At 62.8% G+C, this 20,224-nt stretch carries 13 protein-coding genes; 8 read left to right on the top strand and 5 right to left on the bottom strand.

All coding sequences use genetic code 11. The features are described 5' to 3' along the window. Positions 1-34: 34 nt before the first annotated feature. Entirely contained in the window at positions 35-1,087 is a 1,053-nt protein-coding gene (locus K3146_RS10060) for a class I SAM-dependent methyltransferase (protein WP_221546155.1), read from the bottom strand. Then, on the bottom strand, positions 1,084-1,962 hold the full coding sequence (gene lgt / locus K3146_RS10055) for a prolipoprotein diacylglyceryl transferase (RefSeq protein ID WP_221546154.1): 879 nt from the start codon (positions 1,960-1,962) through the stop codon (positions 1,084-1,086). Before lgt ends, K3146_RS10060 begins: the two co-directional genes overlap by 4 nt. 171 nt (positions 1,963-2,133) lie before the next feature. Here lgt and K3146_RS10050 point away from each other — a divergent pair, with 171 nt between their 5' ends. From K3146_RS10050 to K3146_RS10040, 3 genes are all read left to right on the top strand, one after another. Further along, positions 2,134-3,822 carry a class I adenylate-forming enzyme family protein gene (locus tag K3146_RS10050; protein WP_221546153.1) on the top strand — a complete coding sequence of 563 codons (1,689 nt, stop codon included), beginning with the start codon at positions 2,134-2,136 and terminating at the stop codon, positions 3,820-3,822. 2 nt (positions 3,823-3,824) lie between these two features. Next, positions 3,825-6,584 carry a [protein-PII] uridylyltransferase gene (locus K3146_RS10045; RefSeq protein WP_221546152.1) on the top strand — a complete coding sequence of 920 codons (2,760 nt, stop codon included), beginning with the start codon at positions 3,825-3,827 and terminating at the stop codon, positions 6,582-6,584. 85 nt (positions 6,585-6,669) lie between these two features. Further along, positions 6,670-9,402 carry a TonB-dependent receptor gene (locus tag K3146_RS10040; protein WP_221546151.1) on the top strand — a complete coding sequence of 911 codons (2,733 nt, stop codon included), beginning with the start codon at positions 6,670-6,672 and terminating at the stop codon, positions 9,400-9,402. Positions 9,403-9,457: 55 nt separating this feature from the next. Here the strand turns inward: K3146_RS10040 and K3146_RS10035 are convergent, their stop codons facing one another. Then, positions 9,458-10,123 (bottom strand): YggS family pyridoxal phosphate-dependent enzyme, encoded by a 666-nt coding sequence (locus K3146_RS10035; protein ID WP_221546150.1) that lies wholly within the window; start codon positions 10,121-10,123, stop codon positions 9,458-9,460. Positions 10,124-10,145: 22 nt separating this feature from the next. Between K3146_RS10035 and K3146_RS10030 the strand changes: the two genes are divergently transcribed. The 5 genes from K3146_RS10030 to K3146_RS10010 all read left to right on the top strand — a co-directional run bounded on the left by K3146_RS10030 (position 10,146) and on the right by K3146_RS10010 (position 17,628). Continuing rightward, on the top strand, positions 10,146-10,670 hold the full coding sequence (locus tag K3146_RS10030; protein WP_345724190.1) for a thiamine phosphate synthase: 525 nt from the start codon (positions 10,146-10,148) through the stop codon (positions 10,668-10,670). A gap of 54 nt (positions 10,671-10,724) precedes the next feature. Next, on the top strand, positions 10,725-13,061 hold the full coding sequence (locus tag K3146_RS10025) for a DNA translocase FtsK (protein ID WP_221546149.1): 2,337 nt from the start codon (positions 10,725-10,727) through the stop codon (positions 13,059-13,061). A gap of 9 nt (positions 13,062-13,070) precedes the next feature. Continuing rightward, entirely contained in the window at positions 13,071-14,618 is a 1,548-nt protein-coding gene (locus K3146_RS10020) for a DUF389 domain-containing protein (protein ID WP_221546148.1), read from the top strand. Between the two features lie 70 nt (positions 14,619-14,688). After that, positions 14,689-15,807: an alanine dehydrogenase gene (ald, locus tag K3146_RS10015; protein WP_221546147.1), complete on the top strand. Its 1,119-nt coding sequence runs from the start codon at positions 14,689-14,691 to the stop codon at positions 15,805-15,807. A gap of 69 nt (positions 15,808-15,876) precedes the next feature. Further along, entirely contained in the window at positions 15,877-17,628 is a 1,752-nt protein-coding gene (locus K3146_RS10010) for a GGDEF domain-containing protein (protein ID WP_221546146.1), read from the top strand. Here K3146_RS10010 and K3146_RS10005 read toward each other — a convergent pair whose 3' ends face one another. Both K3146_RS10005 and K3146_RS10000 read right to left on the bottom strand, forming a co-directional pair. After that, positions 17,629-18,024, bottom strand: a complete 396-nt coding sequence (locus K3146_RS10005; protein ID WP_221546145.1) for an acyl-CoA thioesterase — start codon at positions 18,022-18,024, stop codon at positions 17,629-17,631. It abuts the gene before it with no gap. After that, complete coding sequence (locus K3146_RS10000) at positions 18,021-20,078, bottom strand: S9 family peptidase (protein WP_345724188.1); 2,058 nt, start codon at positions 20,076-20,078, stop codon at positions 18,021-18,023. Before K3146_RS10000 ends, K3146_RS10005 begins: the two co-directional genes overlap by 4 nt. Between the last annotated feature and the right edge of the window lie 146 nt (positions 20,079-20,224).

Raw genomic sequence — 20,224 nt, 5'->3', positions numbered from 1 at the left:
GGTTACAGCGGTGATGACGGACGAGGGATGAACCTCAGCCGAAGCCCGCACCGCGCACGCCTCCACGAGGCGTGATTGCCATGACCTTGAAGAGCTCACCCATGCCATCGGTTCCCGTCAGCCGCGCATGCGCCGCTGCGATCTCCTGCGCCCGTTCGGGGCTGCGCTGGCTCAGGGCCTGGGCACGCAAGCCCATGCCCATGGCTTCAAGCCACGCCCCCTGGGTCGCGGTCTCGACGGCCAGCCCCTCCTTCGCTGCGATGTCGGCGAGCGTCGCGAAATCGACCAGCGCGGTCAGGTCCATCTCTCCCGGCGCATCGAATACGCCGACCTTCTGGTGGGTCCTTACCGCTTGCAGCGTTTCGCCGTTCTGCGGTTGAAGATACCCATAATCGATGAATAGGGCTGAGCCCCCTTGTACGTCGATCCGACGGGCAATCGCCTCGATCGTCGCGGCCGCCGCAGGGCAAGTCTCGATCACCGTGCCGACCGGCTGCGCGCGGCGTTCTGCGGGCACCGCTTCATCCATCGGGTTCGGTCCGGCGGTGAAGACGAATTGCTCGCCATCGAGCGCGATCATGCGTTCGCGCCAGCCCTTCTCGGTCATCACCAGCTGGCGAATGGGCAGCGCGTCGAGGAATTCATTGGCGACGATGTAGAGCGGATGATCCTCCGGCAAGCTGTCTATCGTGTCGTGGAACTGCGCTCCGGAAAGCGCACCCGACTGAACCTCTCGCAGCGCAGAGGAGCCTTCCACCAGATGCACCGGCGGGCGCAGGCCCTGGCTAGTCATCGCGCGCAGGGCGTCGCTCGCTAGCGTCCCGCGCCCCGGGCCAAGCTCGACATAGGCGGCATCGGGGCGGCCCGAGCGGCTCCACAGGTCGGCAAGCCAAAGGCCGACCATCTCGCCGAACATCTGGCTGATCTCTGGTGCCGTCGTGAAGTCGCCGCCCGCGCCGAGTGGATCGCGGCTCGCGTAATAGCGCGCGTTGCTCTCGCCCATGTAACGCGACACGGGCATTGGCCCGTGGCGTTCGATCAGTCGGCGGAAAGTGCTGGCGAGGTCGGTGTGGTTCGCGCCGCTCATGCGGGCTGCGGCTTGCCCGATGCCTTTGCGCCGCCGACCGGAGGACGAACGAGCGCATAGACCATTACCGCGATCCCTATCCCGATCATCGGTAGCGACAGCCATTGCCCCTGGCTGAGGCCGGTTTCGACCACGCGATGCGCCAGGTGGGCATCGGGTTCGCGGAAGAACTCGTTCACGAAGCGCCCCACGCCCATGCCGACGGTGAACAGGCCGACGAGCAGGCCCGGGCGGTAGCGTGCACGCGTTTTCCAGAAGAGAGCGATGAGGATCAGGCCGAGAAGCAGGCCTTCGAGCCCGGCCTGGTAGAGCTGGCTGGGATGGCGCGCGACATCACCGCCGCCGGGGAAGACCATCGCCCAGAGTACATCGCTTTCGACGGGCCGGCCAAAAAGCTCGCCATTGATGAAGTTCGCGATCCGGCCGAGCATGTAGCCGATGGGGACGTTGACGGCGATGTAGTCACACACCCGCAGCCAGTTGAGCGAGCCGCGCCAGGCGACCCAGCTGATCGCGACCAGCACGCCGATCACCCCGCCGTGAAAGCTCATTCCGCCATTCCACAGCTGGAACAATTCGACCCCGCCGAACAGCTCGGGCTGGTAGAAGGCCGCATAGCCGAGCCTGCCGCCGAGGATAACGCCGAGCGTGCAATAGAAGAACAGGTCGTCGGCATGGCGCTGCGCCAGCGGCGAGCCGGGCGACTTGATCATCCTCGACAGGTGCCAATAGGCAAACAGGATGCCGAAGAGATAGGCGAGCGAATAGTAGCGCAGCTGGAAGCTGCCGAGCTCGAACAGGTACGGCCTCAGGCCGAGTTCGGCCCATTGGATCGGTTCGGAAGCAACTGCGCTCGCAGCCAGTAGTGACAGCAAGGTCTAATCCCCTTAGAGAAAGTCTCGAAGGCCGACATGCGCGACCAGTTTCGGATGCGGCTTTTGGCATAGCAGGCCTTTTGGGGAAAGCCTGTCTCGCACCTTCTCCGGCTTTTGCCGGGGAGATGCGGATATGCCCGCGCTCGCAACCGGAGAGGACCTTACACCACCATGCCGACCGAACTCGACAAGGATATTCATCGTTTCACCGCCGCCGTGACGGCACCGGGCCAGATGTTCGAAACCACCCCCATCGAACGCCGCGGTGTGCAGATGCCCGTCTTCAAGAATGCGCCCCCGAGCCTTGCGCATTACTTCGCGCATTTCGCCAACGAGAAGAAGGACGAGCTATTCCTGGTCGATGGCGACCTACGCCTGACCTTCGGTGAGGTATATGCTGCGGCGACGCATGTCGCGCATGGCCTGGCAAGCCGGCATGGCGTGGGGAAGGGCGACCGGGTCGGCATTGCCGCGAGAAACTCCGCGAACTGGATCATCGCCTATATGGGCACGCTGATGGCGGGTGGATGCGCCACGTTGCTCAACGGCTGGTGGACCGGCGAAGAAATGGCTTACGGCATCGATCTTTGCGAATGTTCGCTGGTGCTCGCCGACGAACAGCGCGCCGCCCGCATGGAGGGTCACGATATCAGCGCGAAGATCGTCGTGTTCGACCACGGCACGCCTGAGGAAGGCCTCGCTCCGATCTGGGCAGCCGGCGATACTGCGATGAAGATGATCGGCGAATTGGGTCCGCATGACCTGGCGACCATTCTCTATACATCGGGATCGACCGGCCATCCCAAGGGCGCCTATTCGGACCATCTCGGCGTTGTTTCGGGTGTGATGAACTACGTCGCCCAGACTGCCATGATCCTGCAGATCCTGACCGAACGCGGCGAAGCGCCGACCGTCCAGCCTTCCGCGCTGGTGGCGGTCCCGCTGTTCCACGTGACCGGCGAAGTGCCCCTTTTTCTCCAGAGCTTCGCCTTGGGCCGCAAGCTGGTGCTGATGCCGAAGTGGGATGCGCGCGAGGCGCTGCGCCTGCTCGACGAAGAAAAGATCACCTACTTCGTCGGTGTGCCGCTGATGAGCTACGAGATGGCGACGCACCCCGAACGCGACCAGTTCGATATCTCCCAGTGCAAGAGCTTTGCCGCCGGCGGCTCGGCGCGCCCACCCGAACATGTGAAGAAGATCAAGGACGCTTTCCCGGAAGGATTCCCGCTGCTCGGTTACGGACTGACCGAGACCAATGCGGTTGGCTGCGGCAATCTCAACGAAAACTATATGGCCAAGCCCGGGTCGACCGGCATGCCGTCGAAACCCCTCGTCGATCTTGCGATCCTCGACGATGACGGCAAGAAATTGGCGCAGGGCCAGGTGGGCGAAGTGTGCATCCGTTCGGCGGCCAATTTCCTCGGCTACTGGAAGAACGAGGAAGCCACGAAAGCGGCCTATACCGACGATGCCTACTTCCGCACGGGCGATCTCGGCTATCTCGACGAGGACGATTATCTCTTCATAGTCGACCGCAAGAAGGACATCATCATCCGGGGTGGCGAGAACATCTCCTGCATCGAGGTGGAAGAGGCGATCTATGCACATGACGCGATTGCCGAGTGCAGCGTATTCGGCCTTCCCGACGAGCGTTTCGGCGAAGTGCCTGCCGCCGTCTACCTGACACATGAGGGTCAGGATATCTCGCCGGAAGAACTGCAGGCATTCCTGCGCGAGCATATCGCTGCCTTCAAGATCCCGGGCATCATGTGGCGCGCAACGGACCAGCTGCCGCGCCTTGGCACGCAAAAGGTCGACAAGCGTACCGTCAAGGCGACCTACGCTAAGGATTACGCGTAAGCTTGAGCAACACCGCGATCCCCGACCAGCGCGCGATCATCGACCGGCGCAAGCTCGCCTCCGAGATCGAAGCGCTGGTCGAAAAGCACGGCAGCAACTCGCGTAAGAGCGTGGTCGACGCGCTCAAGTCGGCCCTTGAGGCCGGGCGGGCCGAGATGGAGCGGCGCCTCGAAGCGCGCCCGTCGGCGGGCCATGCCATCGCCGGCGGCTATTCCTTCCTGATCGACCAGCTCATCCGCGTCATCCATGAGTACGTAACGCAGCACACCTATCCTGCGCCCAATCGCAGCAGGGGCGAACGTCTCGCGATCATGGCCGTGGGTGGATACGGGCGCAGCGAGATGGCGCCGCATTCGGATGTCGATGTGGCATTCCTGGTGGGCGAACGTCGCAACGCATGGTGTGAGCAGGTGGTCGAAGCCATGCTCTACCTGCTGTGGGACCTTGGCCTGAAGGTCGGACATTCCACTCGCACGATCGACGAGGCCATCCGGCTGGCGAAGGAGGACCTCACCATTCGCACCGCCCTGCTGGAAGGGCGCTACGTCTGGGGCGACCGCGATCTCTACGAAGAAGGCGGAAGGCGCTACACGCGAGAGGTTGTCAGCGGCAACGAGCGCGCATTCCTCTCGCAGAAGCTGGAAGAACGCAACAACCGCCACAAGCGCATGGGCGACAGCCGCTACGTGGTCGAACCCAATGTCAAGGACGGCAAGGGCGGGCTTCGCGACCTGCAAACGCTCTACTGGATCGGCAAGTTCATCCACCGCGTCACCAATGCAGCAGAGCTGGTTGATACAGGCCTGATGACGCAGGCCGAGTATCGCAGCTTTCGCCGTGCCGAACGCTTCCTCCTTGCCGTGCGCTGCCACATGCACACGGTGACGGGGCGCGCCGAGGACCGCCTCACCTTCGACTTGCAGCGCCAGGTGGCGGACCGCATGAATTTCGCCGACCGGCCGGGCAAGAGCGCGGTCGAGCGGTTCATGCAGTTCTATTTCCTGCAGGCGAAACGGGTTGGCAGCCTTACCGGCGTGTTCCTTGCCCATATCGAGGATGATCTCGCCCGGAACGCGGCGCGCAGCGGTTTCTTCGCCGGCTTCCGCCCGCGTCCGCGCACGGTCAAGGGGTACCGCGTGTTCGGCGGAAGGATAGCCGCCCCGGCTGAAGACTGGTTCGCCAAGGACCCCGTCCGGCTGATCGAGATCTTCCAGATCGCCGAGAGCGAGGGTCTCGAGATCCACCCCGAAACCATGCGCCAGGCGGCGCGCGATGCCAAGCTGATCGACCATGATGTGCGCGAGGATCCGCGCGCCAATGGATTGTTCCTCGACCTGCTCTGCGGCCGCAACGATCCGGAAACCGTCCTGCGCTGGATGAACGAGGCCGGGGTGTTCGGACGTTTCGTGCCCGATTTCGGCAAGGTCAACGCGCAGATGCAGTTCGACATGTACCATCACTATACGGTGGACGAGCATACGATCCGCGCGATCGGGCTGCTCAACAAGATCGAAAAGGGCGAGCTAAAGGCCGATCACCCGCGCGCCACGCGGCTGATCCACAAGGTCGGCTCGCGCCGCGTCGCCTATGTCGCTGCGCTGCTTCACGATATCGCCAAGGGCCGCGGCGGAGACCATTCGGTGCTGGGTGCCGAAGTGGCGGAGGAACTGTGCCCTCGGTTCGGCCTGACGGAGAGCGAGACCGAGCTCGTCGCCTGGCTGGTGCTCAATCATTTGCTGATGAGCCACACGGCACAGAAGCGCGACCTCACCGATCCGAAGACGATCGAGGATTTCGTCGGGCAGGTGCAGGGCCTCGAGCGATTGCGTCATCTCGCGATCCTCACCGCCGTCGATATCCGCGCCGTCGGGCCCGGCACCTGGAACAGCTGGAAGGGGCAGCTGCTCGGCGAACTCTACGATGTCTCGTCCGAACGCCTTCGGCTCGGCCACATGCGGCACGGGCGTAAGGAGAAGGTCGCCGCCAAGCGCGCGCAGGTTGCCGAGATACTGGGCGACAATGCCGCGCTGGTCGATCAGCACGGCGCGAGCTTCGGCGATGCCTACTGGATTGCCGAACCGGTCGACATCATCGCGCTCAATCTCGTTCACTACGCAGCCGCTCGCGATCTTGAGCACGAGCTCTCGGTCCACTGCGAATATTACGAGGCGCGCGGGGCGACACTGGTGACGGTCATCGCATCCGACCATCCCGGCCTGTTCTACCGTATCGCGGGCGGTATCCACCTTGCCGGGGGCAATATCATCGACGCCCGCATCCACACGTCGCGCACCGGCTGGGCGCTCGACAACTTCCTCGTGCAGGATCCCCACGGTGCGCCCTTCCGCGAGGAAGCACAGCTACGGCGGATCGAGCAGAGCATCGCCGATGCGCTGGCCAACCGGATCGACCTCACGCCCAAGCTGGCCCAGCGCCCTCTGGCGCACAGCCGTTCCAAGGCGTTCGATGTCAGCCCGCGCGTGCTGTTCGACAACAAGGCTTCGAACAAGTTCACCGTAATCGAAGTCAATGCGCGCGACCGCCCGGCCTTGCTCAACCGGCTGGCCAGAGTGCTGTTCGAGGATCGGCTGGTCGTCCAGTCCGCCCACATCACAAATTATGGCGAAAGGGCCGTTGACACATTCTACGTAACCGACCTCACGGGCGGAAAACTGCTTGAAGGCGAACGACAAAATCGCCTCGAAGCGCGCCTCGTCGAGGCGGCAGGTGATGCATTACAGGCACGGTTGGAAGACGCCTGACACCCGTTCGTGGTTTGATTGTTGCACTTAGGTTGCAAATCGCCCACTGAATCTTGCGAGAGAGTACCAAAGGAGAGACCCCCCCATGCGAACCACTACGCTTTCATTGCGCTCGCTTGCCATTCTTGGCGCCGGATTCACGTTGTTGCCCCAAGCGGCCTTGTCCCAGGAAGTCGCGGAAGAAGGCGACGTGGTCCAGAACGCGGATGTCGACGACACCACCCCCGTTATCGTGGTGACAGCGCAGGGCCGAGCCCAGAACCTCGCAGATGTGCCGGTCGCAATCTCGGCTGTGACGGCGGAGACACTTGAGAATTCTGGCACCAGCGACATTCGCGAGCTCAATCAGGTCGCTCCCTCGCTGCTCGTTTCATCGACCGGCAACGAAGCAAACGGGTCGGCACGTATTCGCGGTATTGGCACCGTGGGGGACAACCCCGGTCTCGAAAGCTCGGTCGCCGTATTCGTTGACGGTGTCTATCGCTCGCGTTCGGGTAACGCCTTGTCCGAACTCGGCCCGCTCGATCGTATCGAGATCCTGCGCGGTCCGCAGGGAACCCTCGGTGGGCGCAACTCGTCGGCCGGGATGATCTCGATCTACACCGCCGAGCCGGAGTTCCAGTTCGGCGGCTATGCCGATTTCACCTATGGCAATTACGATGCCCTGCGCATCGAAGGCGGCGTGAACGCTCCGCTTAGCGACACAGTGGCCGCTCGCATCGATGGTGTGTGGTTCCAGCGCGACGGCTTCTACAACGATGTTACCAACGGCACCGACATCAACAATCGCGATCGCTATCTCGTCCGTGCACAGGCCCTGTTCGAACCGAATGAGGACATCAGCTTCCGACTTGTGGGCGACTATTCGAAGAAGGACGAAGCCTGCTGCGCGGCGACCTTCGTGCAGCCCGAGTTTGCCCCGCTTGCGCGTGTTTCCGGCCCGACCTTCGATGGCTTTACCTACCCCGCTGCAGGGACTCCGGCGCTTACCGACTTTGGTCCGGGCGGAAATCCAATTGCCGCAATTCTGGTCGGAATGGGTAACGACCCCCGTGCCCTGACCCAATCAACCTTCGACCGCGACATTTATCCGACCGCGGGTCGTTCCTATGAGGGCGAAACCGAGGACTACGGTATTTCGGGCGAGCTAAACTGGAACCTCGGTGCCGCGACGCTGACGTCGATCACGGCCTATCGTGAATACTCGAACAACCAGGCCTCCGACACGGACTACACCGGCGTAGACATTCTCTATCGCGCGCCCGGGCCCAATGCCGGCGCTCGCGAGTTCGAGACCTTCACGCAGGAATTCCGCCTCAATGGCTCGGCGTTCAACGACCGGCTCGACTGGCTTGTCGGCGCCTATTATGCGAACGAGAAGCTGGAAGTGCGCGACAATCTGCGGTTTGGCACGCAGTACGGAACTTTCGTCAATTGCCGCCTGGCCATCGCTGTTGCGGGTATCCTCGGAGCTCCGGACCCCACGCAATCCAATTGCTTCAGCCCCGCTGCTTTCGGTGCGATCCAGAGTGGTGCAGTCTTCGGTGCAGCAACTCCGGCTGTCGTCGCAGGTATCAACAATCTTGCGACGCTCAATGACCTTGGCGGCACAGGCGATGTCTACAACCAGTCGAGCGAGAATTATGCGATCTTCACGCATAACATTTTCCACATCACCGACACGCTCGATCTGACGCTTGGCCTTCGCTACACCAACGAAACCAAGGAGTTCGACGCAACTTTCAGCAACGACAACGATGTCTGCCCGACCAACCGGGCGATCCTTGGACCGATCGTCGGCTTGTCGCCTTTCTTCGCAGGTATCCTTTCGCTGTCTTGCCAGGGCAACTCGACCTCGGAACTCGACGGGGTCTCGCTTGCGGATACACGCGACGAGGATGAATTCACCGGTACGGCGATCCTGAGCTGGAAGCCGGTCGACGATCTCCTCGTCTACGGTTCCTACTCGCGCGGCTACAAGGCAGGTGGCTTCAACCTGGATCGCTCGGCGCTCAGCAATCCGTTGACGCTGGATGTCACGGCTCTCGACCCGGCAAACCTGCAGTTCGACGAGGAAACGGTCGATGCCTATGAAATCGGGCTCAAATACTCGACCCGTCAGTGGGGCTTCAGCCTCGCCGGATTCCGGCAGGAGTTCAGCAATTTCCAGCTGAACACCTTCAACGGCTCGGTCTTCCTCGTCCAGAACATCAACGGCTGCTCTGCCAATCTGGGTGGTGCTGATCGTGATACTGACGCGACAACCGGGGCCTGCGCGCCGGACGACGTCGCACCCGGTGTGATCTCGCAAGGTTTCGAATTCGAAGCCACGCTCAGCCCGACCCGCAACGTCAACATGACGATGGGCATCACTTATGCGGACACCACCTATGAGGATAACCTCGTGGGGAGCGATCAGGGTGATCCGCTCGATCCGGCACTCCGCCTGCTTCCGGGCGATAATCTGTCGAACGCTCCCGAGCTGGTGGCAACGAGCTCGTTCACCTTCACCCCCGACATTGGGGATTCGGGCATGAAGGGCCTGTTCTTCATCAACGCGCGCATGACCAGCGACTACAACACCGGTTCTGACCTGCTCTACGGCAAGGAACAGGACGGCTTCGTTGTCGTGAACGGGCGTATCGGTCTCACCAACATCGCGGACCGTTTCGCAATCGAGGGCTGGGTCCAGAACATGTTCGATACCCAATACACGCAGGTTGCGTTCAACACGCCCTTCATCGCTCCGCAGCAGACGTACTCGGCCTTCTTGGCGGAGCCGCGGACCTATGGTGTGACGGTACGCGCAGAGTTCTGATCGAACCTGCCATGTGCAATTGGAGAAGGGGGGCCATACGGCTCCCCTTTTTCGTTCAGGAAGGGCGCTCGCCGAACAGGGCCGTGCCCACACGCACATGGGTCGCGCCGAGCATGATCGCGGTCTCGAAGTCGCCGCTCATGCCCATGCTCCGTCCCTCAAGGCCATGGTCGCGCGCCAGCTTGTCTAGGAAGGCGAAGAAAGGTGCCGGTTCGATGTCTGCCGGGGGCAGGCACATGAGGCCGGCGAGCGGGATATCGGCATCGCGCGCCTGATCGAGCAGGGCGGGGAGTTCCGCCACCGGGCAGCCGCCCTTCTGCGGTTCGTCACCCACATCGACCTGCACGAAGCAGGGCACGCGGCGGCCGGTCTTGTCGAAGGCCTTGGCAAGCGCTTTCACAAGGCTCGGCCGGTCGAGCGAATGGATGACATCGAACAGCGCAGCTGCATCCTCGGCCTTGTTCGACTGCAACTGCCCTACGAGGTGCAACTGCACGCCCGGATGCGCTTCGCGCAGGGCAGGCCATTTCTCGGCCGCTTCCTGCACGCGGTTCTCGCCGAAATGGCGTTGGCCTTGAAGCAAGAGTGGCTCGATGGCCGAAGCCGAATGCTTCTTGCTGATCGCCACCAGAGTCACTTCGCCCGGGTCGCGCCGTGCGCGCTTGCACGCCTGCGCAATCTGGCTGCGCACCTGTTCGAGCGGAGTATCTGCCTTTTCCATCGCGGCGCGCTATAACGCAGTTGTGACCTCGCGCCAGACCCTACCCCTGCTGTGGCTGCTTTCCGATGCGCGCAATGATGACGGGCTGGAGGAAGCCCTGCGCTGCCTGCCAGAAGGATCAGGCTTCGTGTTTCGTCACTATCATCTGGACGGCCCCGAGCGCCGCGCGCGGTTCGACGAATTGGCGGCGATCGCGCGGGAAGAAAGGCACATGGTTATCCTCTCGCGGGGCGAGGGCTGGGGCGAAGACGGGTCCTACGGTGGGAGCAGGCCGCAGTCCGGGTTCTGGCTCGCCACTGCCCACGATGGAGACGAGATCGAGCACGCCGTGGCGGCCGGGGCAGATGGGATCTTCCTGTCGCCGGTATTCCCGACCCGTTCGCATCCCGAGGTAAAGACGCTCGGCGCTTTCGGGTTCCACGTCCTCGCGCAGCAATCGCCGGTTCCGGTGATCGCGCTGGGTGGAATGACCCGCGAACGCGCTATCGAGCTCGACTGGCCGCGCTGGGGTGCGATCGACGGACTCGCTTCGACGAAGGTCGCTTGACGGCAGAGTCCTGCTGAATTCATACTGGCGGCAAGACGGAAGAAGGGAATTTCCATGGCAACGCGCGCTGGCGCCAAACCCGATTGGCGGGCGGCTTTTCGCCGTTCACTTCGCCGCGCCACTCATATGGCGGGTGCTGGGTTGCTATTTGTCCTGCTGCTGTTCCTAGCCCTCGCTCTGGCCAGCTATTCGCAGACCGATCCGAGTCCGTCGACCGCGGCATCGGGAAGCAGCATCGCGAACTGGATGGGGGCTAGCGGGGCCTGGGCGGCAGAACGCGCCTATTTCCTCTTCGGACTGCCCGCATTGCTGCTGCTGCCCTTGCTCTGGATTTCGGCGCGCCGCCTTTGGACTGGTGTCGAAGACCCGGATGAAGAGGAAACACCCGGCAAATGGTGGAGCCCGTTCGCGCTCCTGCTGCTCGCAATCCTGCTCCTCGGCACCGTCATCGCCCTGTTGTTCGAGGGTAGCCCCGGCCCCTTCCCGGCAGGGGCGGGCGGCCTCGCCGGACTGCTCGGTGCAGGCGGCATAGAGGCGGTCGCGACGCGTTTCGGCGGCGATTTCTCGGGTTGGGTCATTGGTGCTCTTGGCTTGGTCTCGCTCGGCGGAGGCTTGGCACTGGTGACCAAGGTCTTCGCGATCGACTGGGCGGAGTTCTTCACGCTTCCTGAGATGCTCAAGCGGCGCCCACAATTGTCCGGGATCGAGCTCCCGGTAGGCCCGAAGAAGCAGAAGCGCGCCAAGCGAGCCGTCGCCGAAGATGAGGATGATGACGAGGCGGAGGCACGCCCTGCACGCCGCGCCCCTGAAATCGCCGATCCCGTCTCCGCGCCCGCCAAGTCGAAGCCGGCCAAGGCCAAGCAGCGCGACATGTTCGCCAACTACCAGTTGCCAAGCCACGATCTGCTGGCCGACCAGCCGGAACACAAGGGCGTGAAGCTCGACAAGATCGCGCTCGAAAGGAATGCGCGCCTGCTCGAAAACGTACTCGACGATTTCAACGTGAAGGGCGAGATCACCGCAGTCCGCGCCGGCCCGGTGGTGACCATGTACGAGCTCGAACCCGCGCCCGGCATCAAGGCGAGCCGCGTGGTGGGCCTGGCCGAAGATATCGCCCGCAACATGAGCGCGATTAGCGCGCGCGTCAGCCCCATTCCGGGCAAGACCGTAATCGGGATCGAACTGCCCAATGCCGACCGCCAGATGGTCAGCTACAAGGAACTGGCGACCTCCAGCGCCTTCGTCGATCATCGCGGCAGCCTGCCGATGATCCTCGGCAAGGATATCGCTGGCGAACCGATCATCGCCGACCTTGCCGCCATGCCGCATTTGCTCGTCGCCGGCACGACGGGTTCGGGCAAGTCGGTCGGATTGAATGCTATCCTGCTGTCGCTGCTCTATCGCTTCACGCCGGACGAGTGCCGCCTGATCCTGATCGATCCCAAGGTGCTGGAGCTCAAGACCTATGACGATATCCCCCACCTCCTGAGCCCCGTGGTGACCGAGCCGGCGAAGTCGGTCCGCGCGCTCAAATGGGCGGTCGAGGAGATGGAGCGTCGTTACCGGATGATGTCATCGGTGAACTCGCGCAACATCGCGGGCTTCAACGACAAGGTCCGCAAGGCGATCGAGAAGGGCAAGCCGCTCGGTCGCCGCGTGCAGACCGGCTTTGATCCCGAGACGGGCGAGGAGCTCTACGAGGAAGAGCAGCTCGATTACGAACCGCTGCCGCTGATCGTGCTGATCGTCGACGAGCTGGCCGACCTGATGGTCACGGTGGGCAAGGAGATTGAGGTCCTCATCCAGCGCCTCAGCCAAAAGAGCCGCGCTGCCGGCATCCACCTGATCATGGCGACGCAGCGGCCCTCGGTCGATGTCATCACCGGTGTCATCAAGGCCAACCTCCCGACACGCATCAGCTTCAAGGTCACGAGCCGCATCGACAGCCGCACGATCCTTGGCGAGCAGGGAGCGGAGCAGCTGCTCGGCAGGGGCGACATGCTCTACAAGCCAAACACCGGCGCACTGGTGCGCGTTCATGGACCCTTCGTCGCCGACGACGAGGTTGAGCGCGTGGCCGATCACTGGCGCGGTCAGGGCAAGCCCGACTATGTCGATGCTGTGACAGAAGAGCCTGAGGATGGCGGCTTCAATTTCGAAGACGAGTTCACCGCCTCGGACAATCCGGAAGAGCGCAAATACCGTCAGGCCTGCCAGATCGTGATCGAGAACCAGAAGGCGAGCGGAAGCTGGCTCCAGCGCCAGATGGGCGTGGGGTACAATACGGCTGCCAAATGGATCGAGCGGATGGAAAGCGAAGGTCTGGTCGGCCCAGCCAACCATGTCGGCAGGCGCGAAATTTACCGCGACCAGGACGGAAATCCCATCTAGAGGGCTGCGATGAACGCGACGACGACCGAGAATTCCACCGCTGCCGACCAGCCCGAACGCGTGGCACGGTGGGTCTATTCCCCCGTAGGTCGCTCGATAGCCCCTATGCGCAGCTGGTGGCGCAAGGAAGTCGTGTCCAACGTCGATCACAAGGCGGTGGTGGCCAAGGTCGCGCTCGAATGTCCGGCCACCCCGCGCTACATGCTCATGACGATGATGTCGGCGGGGATCGCGATCCTCGGCCTGCTCCTGTCCTCGGGCGCAGTGGTGATCGGGGCCATGCTCCTTTCGCCGCTGATGAGCCCGATCCTTGGCGTGGGTTTTGCGCTTGCGACTGGCAAGCAGAAATGGCTCAAGATCAGCGCCCGCTCGCTTGCGCTGGGCAGTCTGGCCGCCATCCTCTTCTCCGCTTTTATCGTGCTGGTGTCACCGCTGGAGACGATCACCGAGGAAATCGCCGCTCGCACGCGGCCCAACCTGCTCGACCTTATGGTGGCACTGTTTTCCTCCATCGCCGGGTCCTACGCGATGATCCGCGGGCGCGAAGGCACCATCGTCGGTGTGGCGATTGCCACTGCCCTGATGCCGCCGCTCGCGGTGGTCGGTTTCGGGCTGGCAACCTTCAACTGGACGGTGTTCTTCGGCGCATTCGGCCTGTTCATCACCAACTTCCTGACCATCGCACTGACCGCGACTCTGATGGCGCGCCTCTATGGCTTCCGTACAAGTCTTTCGACGCGCCAGGGCTGGTTCCAGAATGTCGGCATATTCGTGATCTTCGTCGCCATGGCGGTCCCGCTTGGCCTGACGCTGAGGTCCATCGCCTTCGAGGCAAATGCCCAGCGCATTGTCACGAGCGAGCTGGAAAGCGCCTTTCCCGACGATGCCGAAATCGGCGGCACGACGATCAACTGGGAAAGCGATCCGGTTCAGATCAGTGCGAATGTCTTCACCCCCGAGTTCAGGACCGGCGCAGAAGCAGAGGTCAGCCGCAGACTCAAGGATCGTCTCGACCGTGAAGTCGTCGTCTCGCTCGACCAATTGCGGGTCGGGACCGATCCCGGCGCAGCGCAGCAGGCCGAGCTAGCGAAGGCGCGCGCTGCGGAACAGGCTGCAGCGACCGAGCGGCAGATCGCGACGATGGTCGATCGGATGGCGACGGCGGCCGGCGTCGAACGCGGCGACGTCATGCTTGATCGCGACATGCGCAGGATAGCCGCAACTGCCAGACCCCTGCCGCAACTGACCCTGGCAGGCTATCGCGAACTGGAACGCCGGGTGGTCCGCTCGACTCCGGGATGGACCGCGCAGCTGCGACCGCCGCTCCTCCAGCTGCCGCGCGTCGCGATGGCGGATGGCAAGCCCACGGATAGCGGCCGGGCCAGCCTGCAACTCGCGATCTGGGCTGCACGCCGGACGGGTGTGCCGATCATGGTGACCGGGAGCGCAGAGGAAGCATCATCCGTCGCCAAAGCCCTCGAAGATGCGGGGATCGAAGCGACCGCTACCGAGACGCTCAGCGGGGACGAAGTCGAACTGTCCTGGATTACGCTTTAGGCCAGCACACAGGCTTGCCGCAGATTGGTTGCAGATGTAACGGGTGGGGTTCGTTCAAGGAGTCCTCCTCATGCGCATCGGTTGCCCCAAGGAAATCAAGAATCACGAATATCGCGTCGGCCTGACGCCCGAAAGCGCGAAGGAGCTCATCGTCCAGGGCAATGAGGTCTGGATCGAGACACAGGCCGGCTGCGGTATCGATGCGACCGACGAACAATATATCGAGGCGGGCGCAAGAATCGTCGACACGCCCGACGAGATCTTCGCCGAATGCGAGATGGTGGTGAAGGTCAAGGAACCGCAGGCGGTCGAGCGCAAGAAGCTGCGCGAGGGCCAGATTCTCTATACCTATCTGCACCTTGCGCCCGATCCGGAGCAGACGAAGGACCTCGTCGAAAGTGGCGTGACCGCAATCGCCTACGAGACCGTCACGGGTACGGGCGGGCAACTGCCGCTGCTCAAGCCGATGAGCCAGGTTGCCGGTCGCATGAGCGTGCAGGCAGGCGCCACTGCTCTCGAAAAGGCGCACGGCGGGCGCGGCGTTCTGCTGGGCGGCGTGCCGGGCGTGATGCCGGGCAAGGTCGTGGTGATCGGCGGCGGCGTGGTCGGCTTCAACGCGGCACAAATGGCGGCGGGACTCGGTGCGGATGTCACCATCCTCGATCGCGATCCGGACGTGCTCGAAAAGGTCGGCACGCATTTCGAATCGCGCGCGAGCACAAGGTTCTCGAATGCGGCGAACCTGTACGACGCCGTCTGCGGTGCGGACCTCGTCATCGGTGCAGTGCTGATCCCCGGCGCGGCGGCTCCCAAGCTGGTGACGCGCGAAATGCTCAAGGACATGCAGAAGGGCGCCGTCCTTGTCGACGTCGCCATCGACCAGGGCGGATGCTTCGAGACCTCCAAGCCCACCACCCATGCCGAGCCGACCTACGTCGTCGACGACATCGTGCATTACTGCGTGGCCAACATGCCCGGTGCTGTCGCGCGTACCAGCACCTATGCGCTCAACAACGTGACCTTGCCGCACGCGCTGCGCATCGCCAGCCTTGGCTGGAAGAAGGCGCTCGCGGCCGACCCGCACCTCGCTGAAGGCCTCAATGTGCACAAGGGCGAAGTGACCTATGAAGCCGTCGCCAAGGAGCTCGGCTATGACTACCGGCCCGTGGCCGAGGTCGTGACCGCGTAAATACGCCTAACATTGCCTTACCGCGGGGGTAATTGGACCTTAAGTCCGCTTCGGCTATGTCCGCCCCCAATGCGACTGGAGTTCGGGACTTTCTCGCGGCCTGCCGACTGGCGGGCCGTTTTTGCTATCGTGCTTTGCGCGATGCTGTGGCTCGTCCCCGGCCCGCTTTCGGCGCAGGAAAAGTTCGCACCCGGATCGACCTGTCACATCTCGGTCGACAAGAGCGTTTCCTATGACCAGGCGCTTGCCGACCCCTCGGCATGGAAATGCGAGGGGGCCGAGTTCGAATGGCGAGCGGAGAGGCACATCATCCGCCACACGTTGGACGGCAGCCTCGATCCGCGGGCGGCAGAGTTCGACCGCTACGAGTTCGAACGGCTCGAAGTCATCGTGGAGGGCGAGGACGGCCGCCGCCTGTCGCGCGAATACGGCTTTCGCGATCTCAAGATGGGCGCATCGAGCCTCAAGGCCATGGTAGAGCTACCCAATCCGGGAACGCCGATCGCCAATGTGATCTTCATTCACGAGGGTGGCTGGTTCCCGGAGACATTCGTCGCGACCCGACTTGCCGAGAAACCGCAAGTCCCGGTCGTCGCGGGCCACATCCATTTGCTGGCGGCATTGCTCTGCGGCTTGCTCCTTGCCCCGATAATCTTCGACATCGGCTTCTTCCGCGCGCTGCGTGAGCCCTTTCCGCTGTATCATGCGCTTTTTTGCCTCATGGCCTTCGTGCAGACGGCCGCGGTGTCGGGCTTGCTGCCCATGATGGTGGTCCTCGACTACGAGACCGAACTCAATGTCACCTACCTCAGCCTGGACCTGATGGTCGCGGCGACATTCCTGTTCGCCTACCACTTCATCGAAGATGGGCGCCTGCCGCGTCGTTATCGCAGGTGGCTGCTGGTTTTGCCGGTGCTGACGCTTGCCAACGGCATCGTCTCGACATTCGCGATGGACGTTTATGGCGAATGGATCGACCACATCTACTTCAGCATATTGGTCTCCATATTCGCGGGCTATTTCTTCATCTTGTGGCAGGCCTTCCAGCAGCACAGCCGGATGGCGCCCTACCTCGCATTCGGGATCGCTCCGCTGGCCTTCATCGTGCTGCTGCAGGCAGTCATAGTCTACACGCTGCCGGAAGCCTTCATCTTCGATGAGACCTGGGCGCAGAACTTCGCCCTGCTGTTCGAGGTGATCGCTACCGCGCTGGCCGTCGCCGACCGTTTCATCCGGATCCGCCGCGAACGCGATCAGGCAATCACCATCGCTCGCGATCTCGAAGTCTTGAGTGAACACGACGAGCTCACCGGGCTGCGCAATCGCCGGGCGCTCGATGCGCGCTACGGGGAACTCGTTCGCGAGGGTTTCCACGCGATGGCGGTGGTGGATATCGACCGCTTCAAGTCGATCAACGACATCCATGGGCATCCCGTCGGCGACCTGGTGCTGCGCAGCGCGGCATGGGCGCTAAGCCCTGGAGACGACAACGATCTGGTCGCTTTCCGGATCGGCGGAGAGGAGTTCCTGCTCCTGCTGCGCGGCGAGGATGCTCTCGAGAAGGCAGAGGAACGCCGCCTGGCGGTAACCCAGCGTGTCATGGCCGGTGTCGACGAAATCCACCGACCGGTCACGGCTAGCATGGGCATCGTCGATTTCTCTGCAATTGCAGATGAGCCCGGACTGAGCTTTTCATCGCTGTATTCGCAGGTCGACAGGCTGCTCTACGAAGCCAAGGTAGCAGGCCGCAATCGCACTCGTTCGCAGATCGTCGAGGCTCTCCCCGATCGCCGCGCAGGCGACCGGCGCGTGGCCGCCTGATCAGCGGCGAAACGGTTCGAGCACCTCGGGCCGCACGCGTACCAGTCTCTGTGTCTCACGGTCGAGCATGGCCCAGGTCGTCGCCGCCGAGACGATCACCTTGCCCGCCGCGTTGCTAAAATCGACCCGCCTGATCGAGGTCGCACCGCGCGGTTCCCCCTCTATCCACGTCTGGCCGGTCACGCTCTCGCCGACCGAGACATTGCCGCGATAATCGATCTCGTGCCGGGTCACGACCCAGAAGAACCGCGCGCTATCTCCGGGCCGCGCGGCATGGGTCCAATGGGCCGTTGCAAGGTCCTGGATCCAGCGGACCCAGACAGTGTTGTTGACGTGCCCGAGCTCGTCGATGTGCTCGGGCAGGGCGGTAAGGGTCTGCTCGAAGCGCGCGGTCATTTCGCCTCGCCCATTTGCCACAGGATGAAGGCGTATTCCTCGGCCACCTCGTAGATGGAGGCGAAGCGGCCTGACTTGCCGCCATGGCCAGCGCCCATATTCGTCTTCAGCAGCAGCTCGTTATCATCGGTCTTGAATTCGCGCAGCTTGGCGACCCATTTCGCCGGCTCCCAATAGGTCACGCGCGGATCGTTTAGCCCGGCTGTGACCAGCAGCGGCGGGTAGTCCTGCGCCACTACCTGGTCATAGGGCGAATAGGACAGGATGTAGGCGAAGGCCTGCTTGCTCTCGATCGGATTGCCCCATTCGGGCCATTCGCCGGGCGTCAGCGGCAGGTCCTTGTCGAGCATGGTGGCGAGCACGTCGACGAAAGGCACATGCGCCACTACCGCGCCCCAAAGCTCGGGATTGGAGTTGAGTACCACGCCCATCAGCTCGCCGCCGGCAGAACCGCCGCTTGCGCTGATCTTGCCCTCAGAGGTGTAGCCCTTGGCAATCAGGCCTTTGGCGACATCGACGAAATCATTGAACGTGTTGGTACGCTCATTGAGCTTGCCCTGGAGATACCAGCTGCGCCCGAGGTCGTCGCCGCCGCGGATATGGGCGATGGCGAAGGCGAAGCCGCGGTCGACAAGGCTCAGCCGCGTGGTCGAAAAGCCCGGCGGATAGGCAATGCCGTAGGCTCCATAGGCATAGAGGTGCAGCGGACCGCCCATCGCGCGATCCTTCCGGCTGACGATCGACACCGGCACCATGGTGCCGTCGCGCGCGGCGATTTCGATCCGCTCGACCTGGTAGAGGCCGGCATCATAGCCGCTTGGGATTTCCTGCTGCTTGAGCAGCTCGAGCTCGCCGGTCGCGACATGGTAGTCATAGACCGAATCCGGCGTGACCATGCTTTCATAGGCAAGCCGCAGCTTGTCCTGGTCGTATTCGGGATTGTTGGAAAGACCCGTCGAGAAACTCGCCTCGGTAAAGGCGATCGGCTTCACGAGATTGGGATCGGCGTAGCTGCGCAGCTGGATCTGGTCGAGCCCGCGCAGCCGCCCTTCGGTCACGTAGAAATCCTTGAACAGCTCGAATCCGTCGAGGTAGAACTCATCCGATCCTTCGATCAGCGTGGTCCATTCTCCGGGATTGTCGAGGCTAGCGGTGGCAAGCCGGAAATTCACATGGTCATCGTTCGTGTGGACGTAGATCGTGCCGTCCCGCACATCGACATCATATTCGCGGCCCTTGAGGCGCGGGGCGATGAGGATCTGCTCGCCCGTCGGATTGTCGGCGCGAACGAGCCGAGCCTCGCTGGTTTCATTGTCGCCGGTGGCGATAACCAGCCAGTCTTCCTGCGCGGTTAGGCCGGTATCGACGCTGAAACTCTCGTCGTCTTCGCGATAGATCTCGACGTCGTCGGAGACCTGCTGGCCGAGGACATGGACCTTGGCGTTGAGCGTGCGCCAGTTCTCGTTCGCCTCGCCGTAGACGACTGCCGTATCGCCTGCGACCCAAGTCAGGCTGGTGCGGATGCCCGGGATTGCGTCGGCAAGCAGTTCGCCTGTCTCGAGGTCCTTGATTCGCGCAGTGTACCGCTCCGAACCGTTGGTATCGCTTGAATAGGCGAGATAGCGGCCGTTCTTCGAAACAGAGAAGGCACCGAGCCGGAAATACTCATGGCCATCAGCGAGCGCATTCTCGTCGAGGATGACTACGGCATCCCCGCCCGCCAGCGGCCTGCGGTAGTGTTTGCGATATTCCGTGCCCTGTTCGAACTCGGACCAGTAGAGGAAATCTCCGCGGCGTTGCGGGACGGAGGAATCGTCCTCTTTAATCCTGGCCTTCATCTCCTCGTAGAGCTCCTCTACCAGGGCTTTCTGCGGGGCCATGCGCGCTTCGAACCACGCGTTCTCCGCCTTCAGGTGATCGAGCACATCCTCATCGTCGATGGTCGGATAACCCTGGTCGCGGAGCCAGTGATAGGGATCGGCGATCGTGACCCCATGGTGGGTGTAAGAATGCTCTCGCTTCTCGGCGACAGGCGGCGCGGTTGGTTCGGTCACTTGGTTCCCTTGGTCGGTCTGGGGAGAATTGGATGCGGCATGGGCCGGTGCGGCCTGAGATAGGCTGGCTCCACCAAACTTCAAAGGCACGAGTGATTATGCGCGGCATTGCACCGCATCGAAACTGTCAACTAAGGCTGACGGAT

Origin of the sequence: Qipengyuania vesicularis (genome assembly GCF_019711415.1) — a bacterium.
In the GTDB taxonomy this organism is placed as follows: domain Bacteria; phylum Pseudomonadota; class Alphaproteobacteria; order Sphingomonadales; family Sphingomonadaceae; genus Qipengyuania; species Qipengyuania vesicularis.
This window is presented reverse-complemented; position numbering and strand designations above follow the sequence as displayed.

Coding starts and splice junctions, on each gene's coding strand:
- K3146_RS10060 (WP_221546155.1), bottom strand. CDS start 1,087: ATGAGCGGCGCGAACCACACCGACCTCGCCAGCACTTTCCGCCGACTG.
- K3146_RS10050 (WP_221546153.1), top strand. CDS start 2,134: ATGCCGACCGAACTCGACAAGGATATTCATCGTTTCACCGCCGCCGTG.
- K3146_RS10040 (WP_221546151.1), top strand. CDS start 6,670: ATGCGAACCACTACGCTTTCATTGCGCTCGCTTGCCATTCTTGGCGCC.
- K3146_RS10035 (WP_221546150.1), bottom strand. CDS start 10,123: ATGGAAAAGGCAGATACTCCGCTCGAACAGGTGCGCAGCCAGATTGCG.
- K3146_RS10025 (WP_221546149.1), top strand. CDS start 10,725: ATGGCAACGCGCGCTGGCGCCAAACCCGATTGGCGGGCGGCTTTTCGC.
- K3146_RS10020 (WP_221546148.1), top strand. CDS start 13,071: ATGAACGCGACGACGACCGAGAATTCCACCGCTGCCGACCAGCCCGAA.
- ald (WP_221546147.1), top strand. CDS start 14,689: ATGCGCATCGGTTGCCCCAAGGAAATCAAGAATCACGAATATCGCGTC.
- K3146_RS10010 (WP_221546146.1), top strand. CDS start 15,877: ATGCGACTGGAGTTCGGGACTTTCTCGCGGCCTGCCGACTGGCGGGCC.
- K3146_RS10005 (WP_221546145.1), bottom strand. CDS start 18,024: ATGACCGCGCGCTTCGAGCAGACCCTTACCGCCCTGCCCGAGCACATC.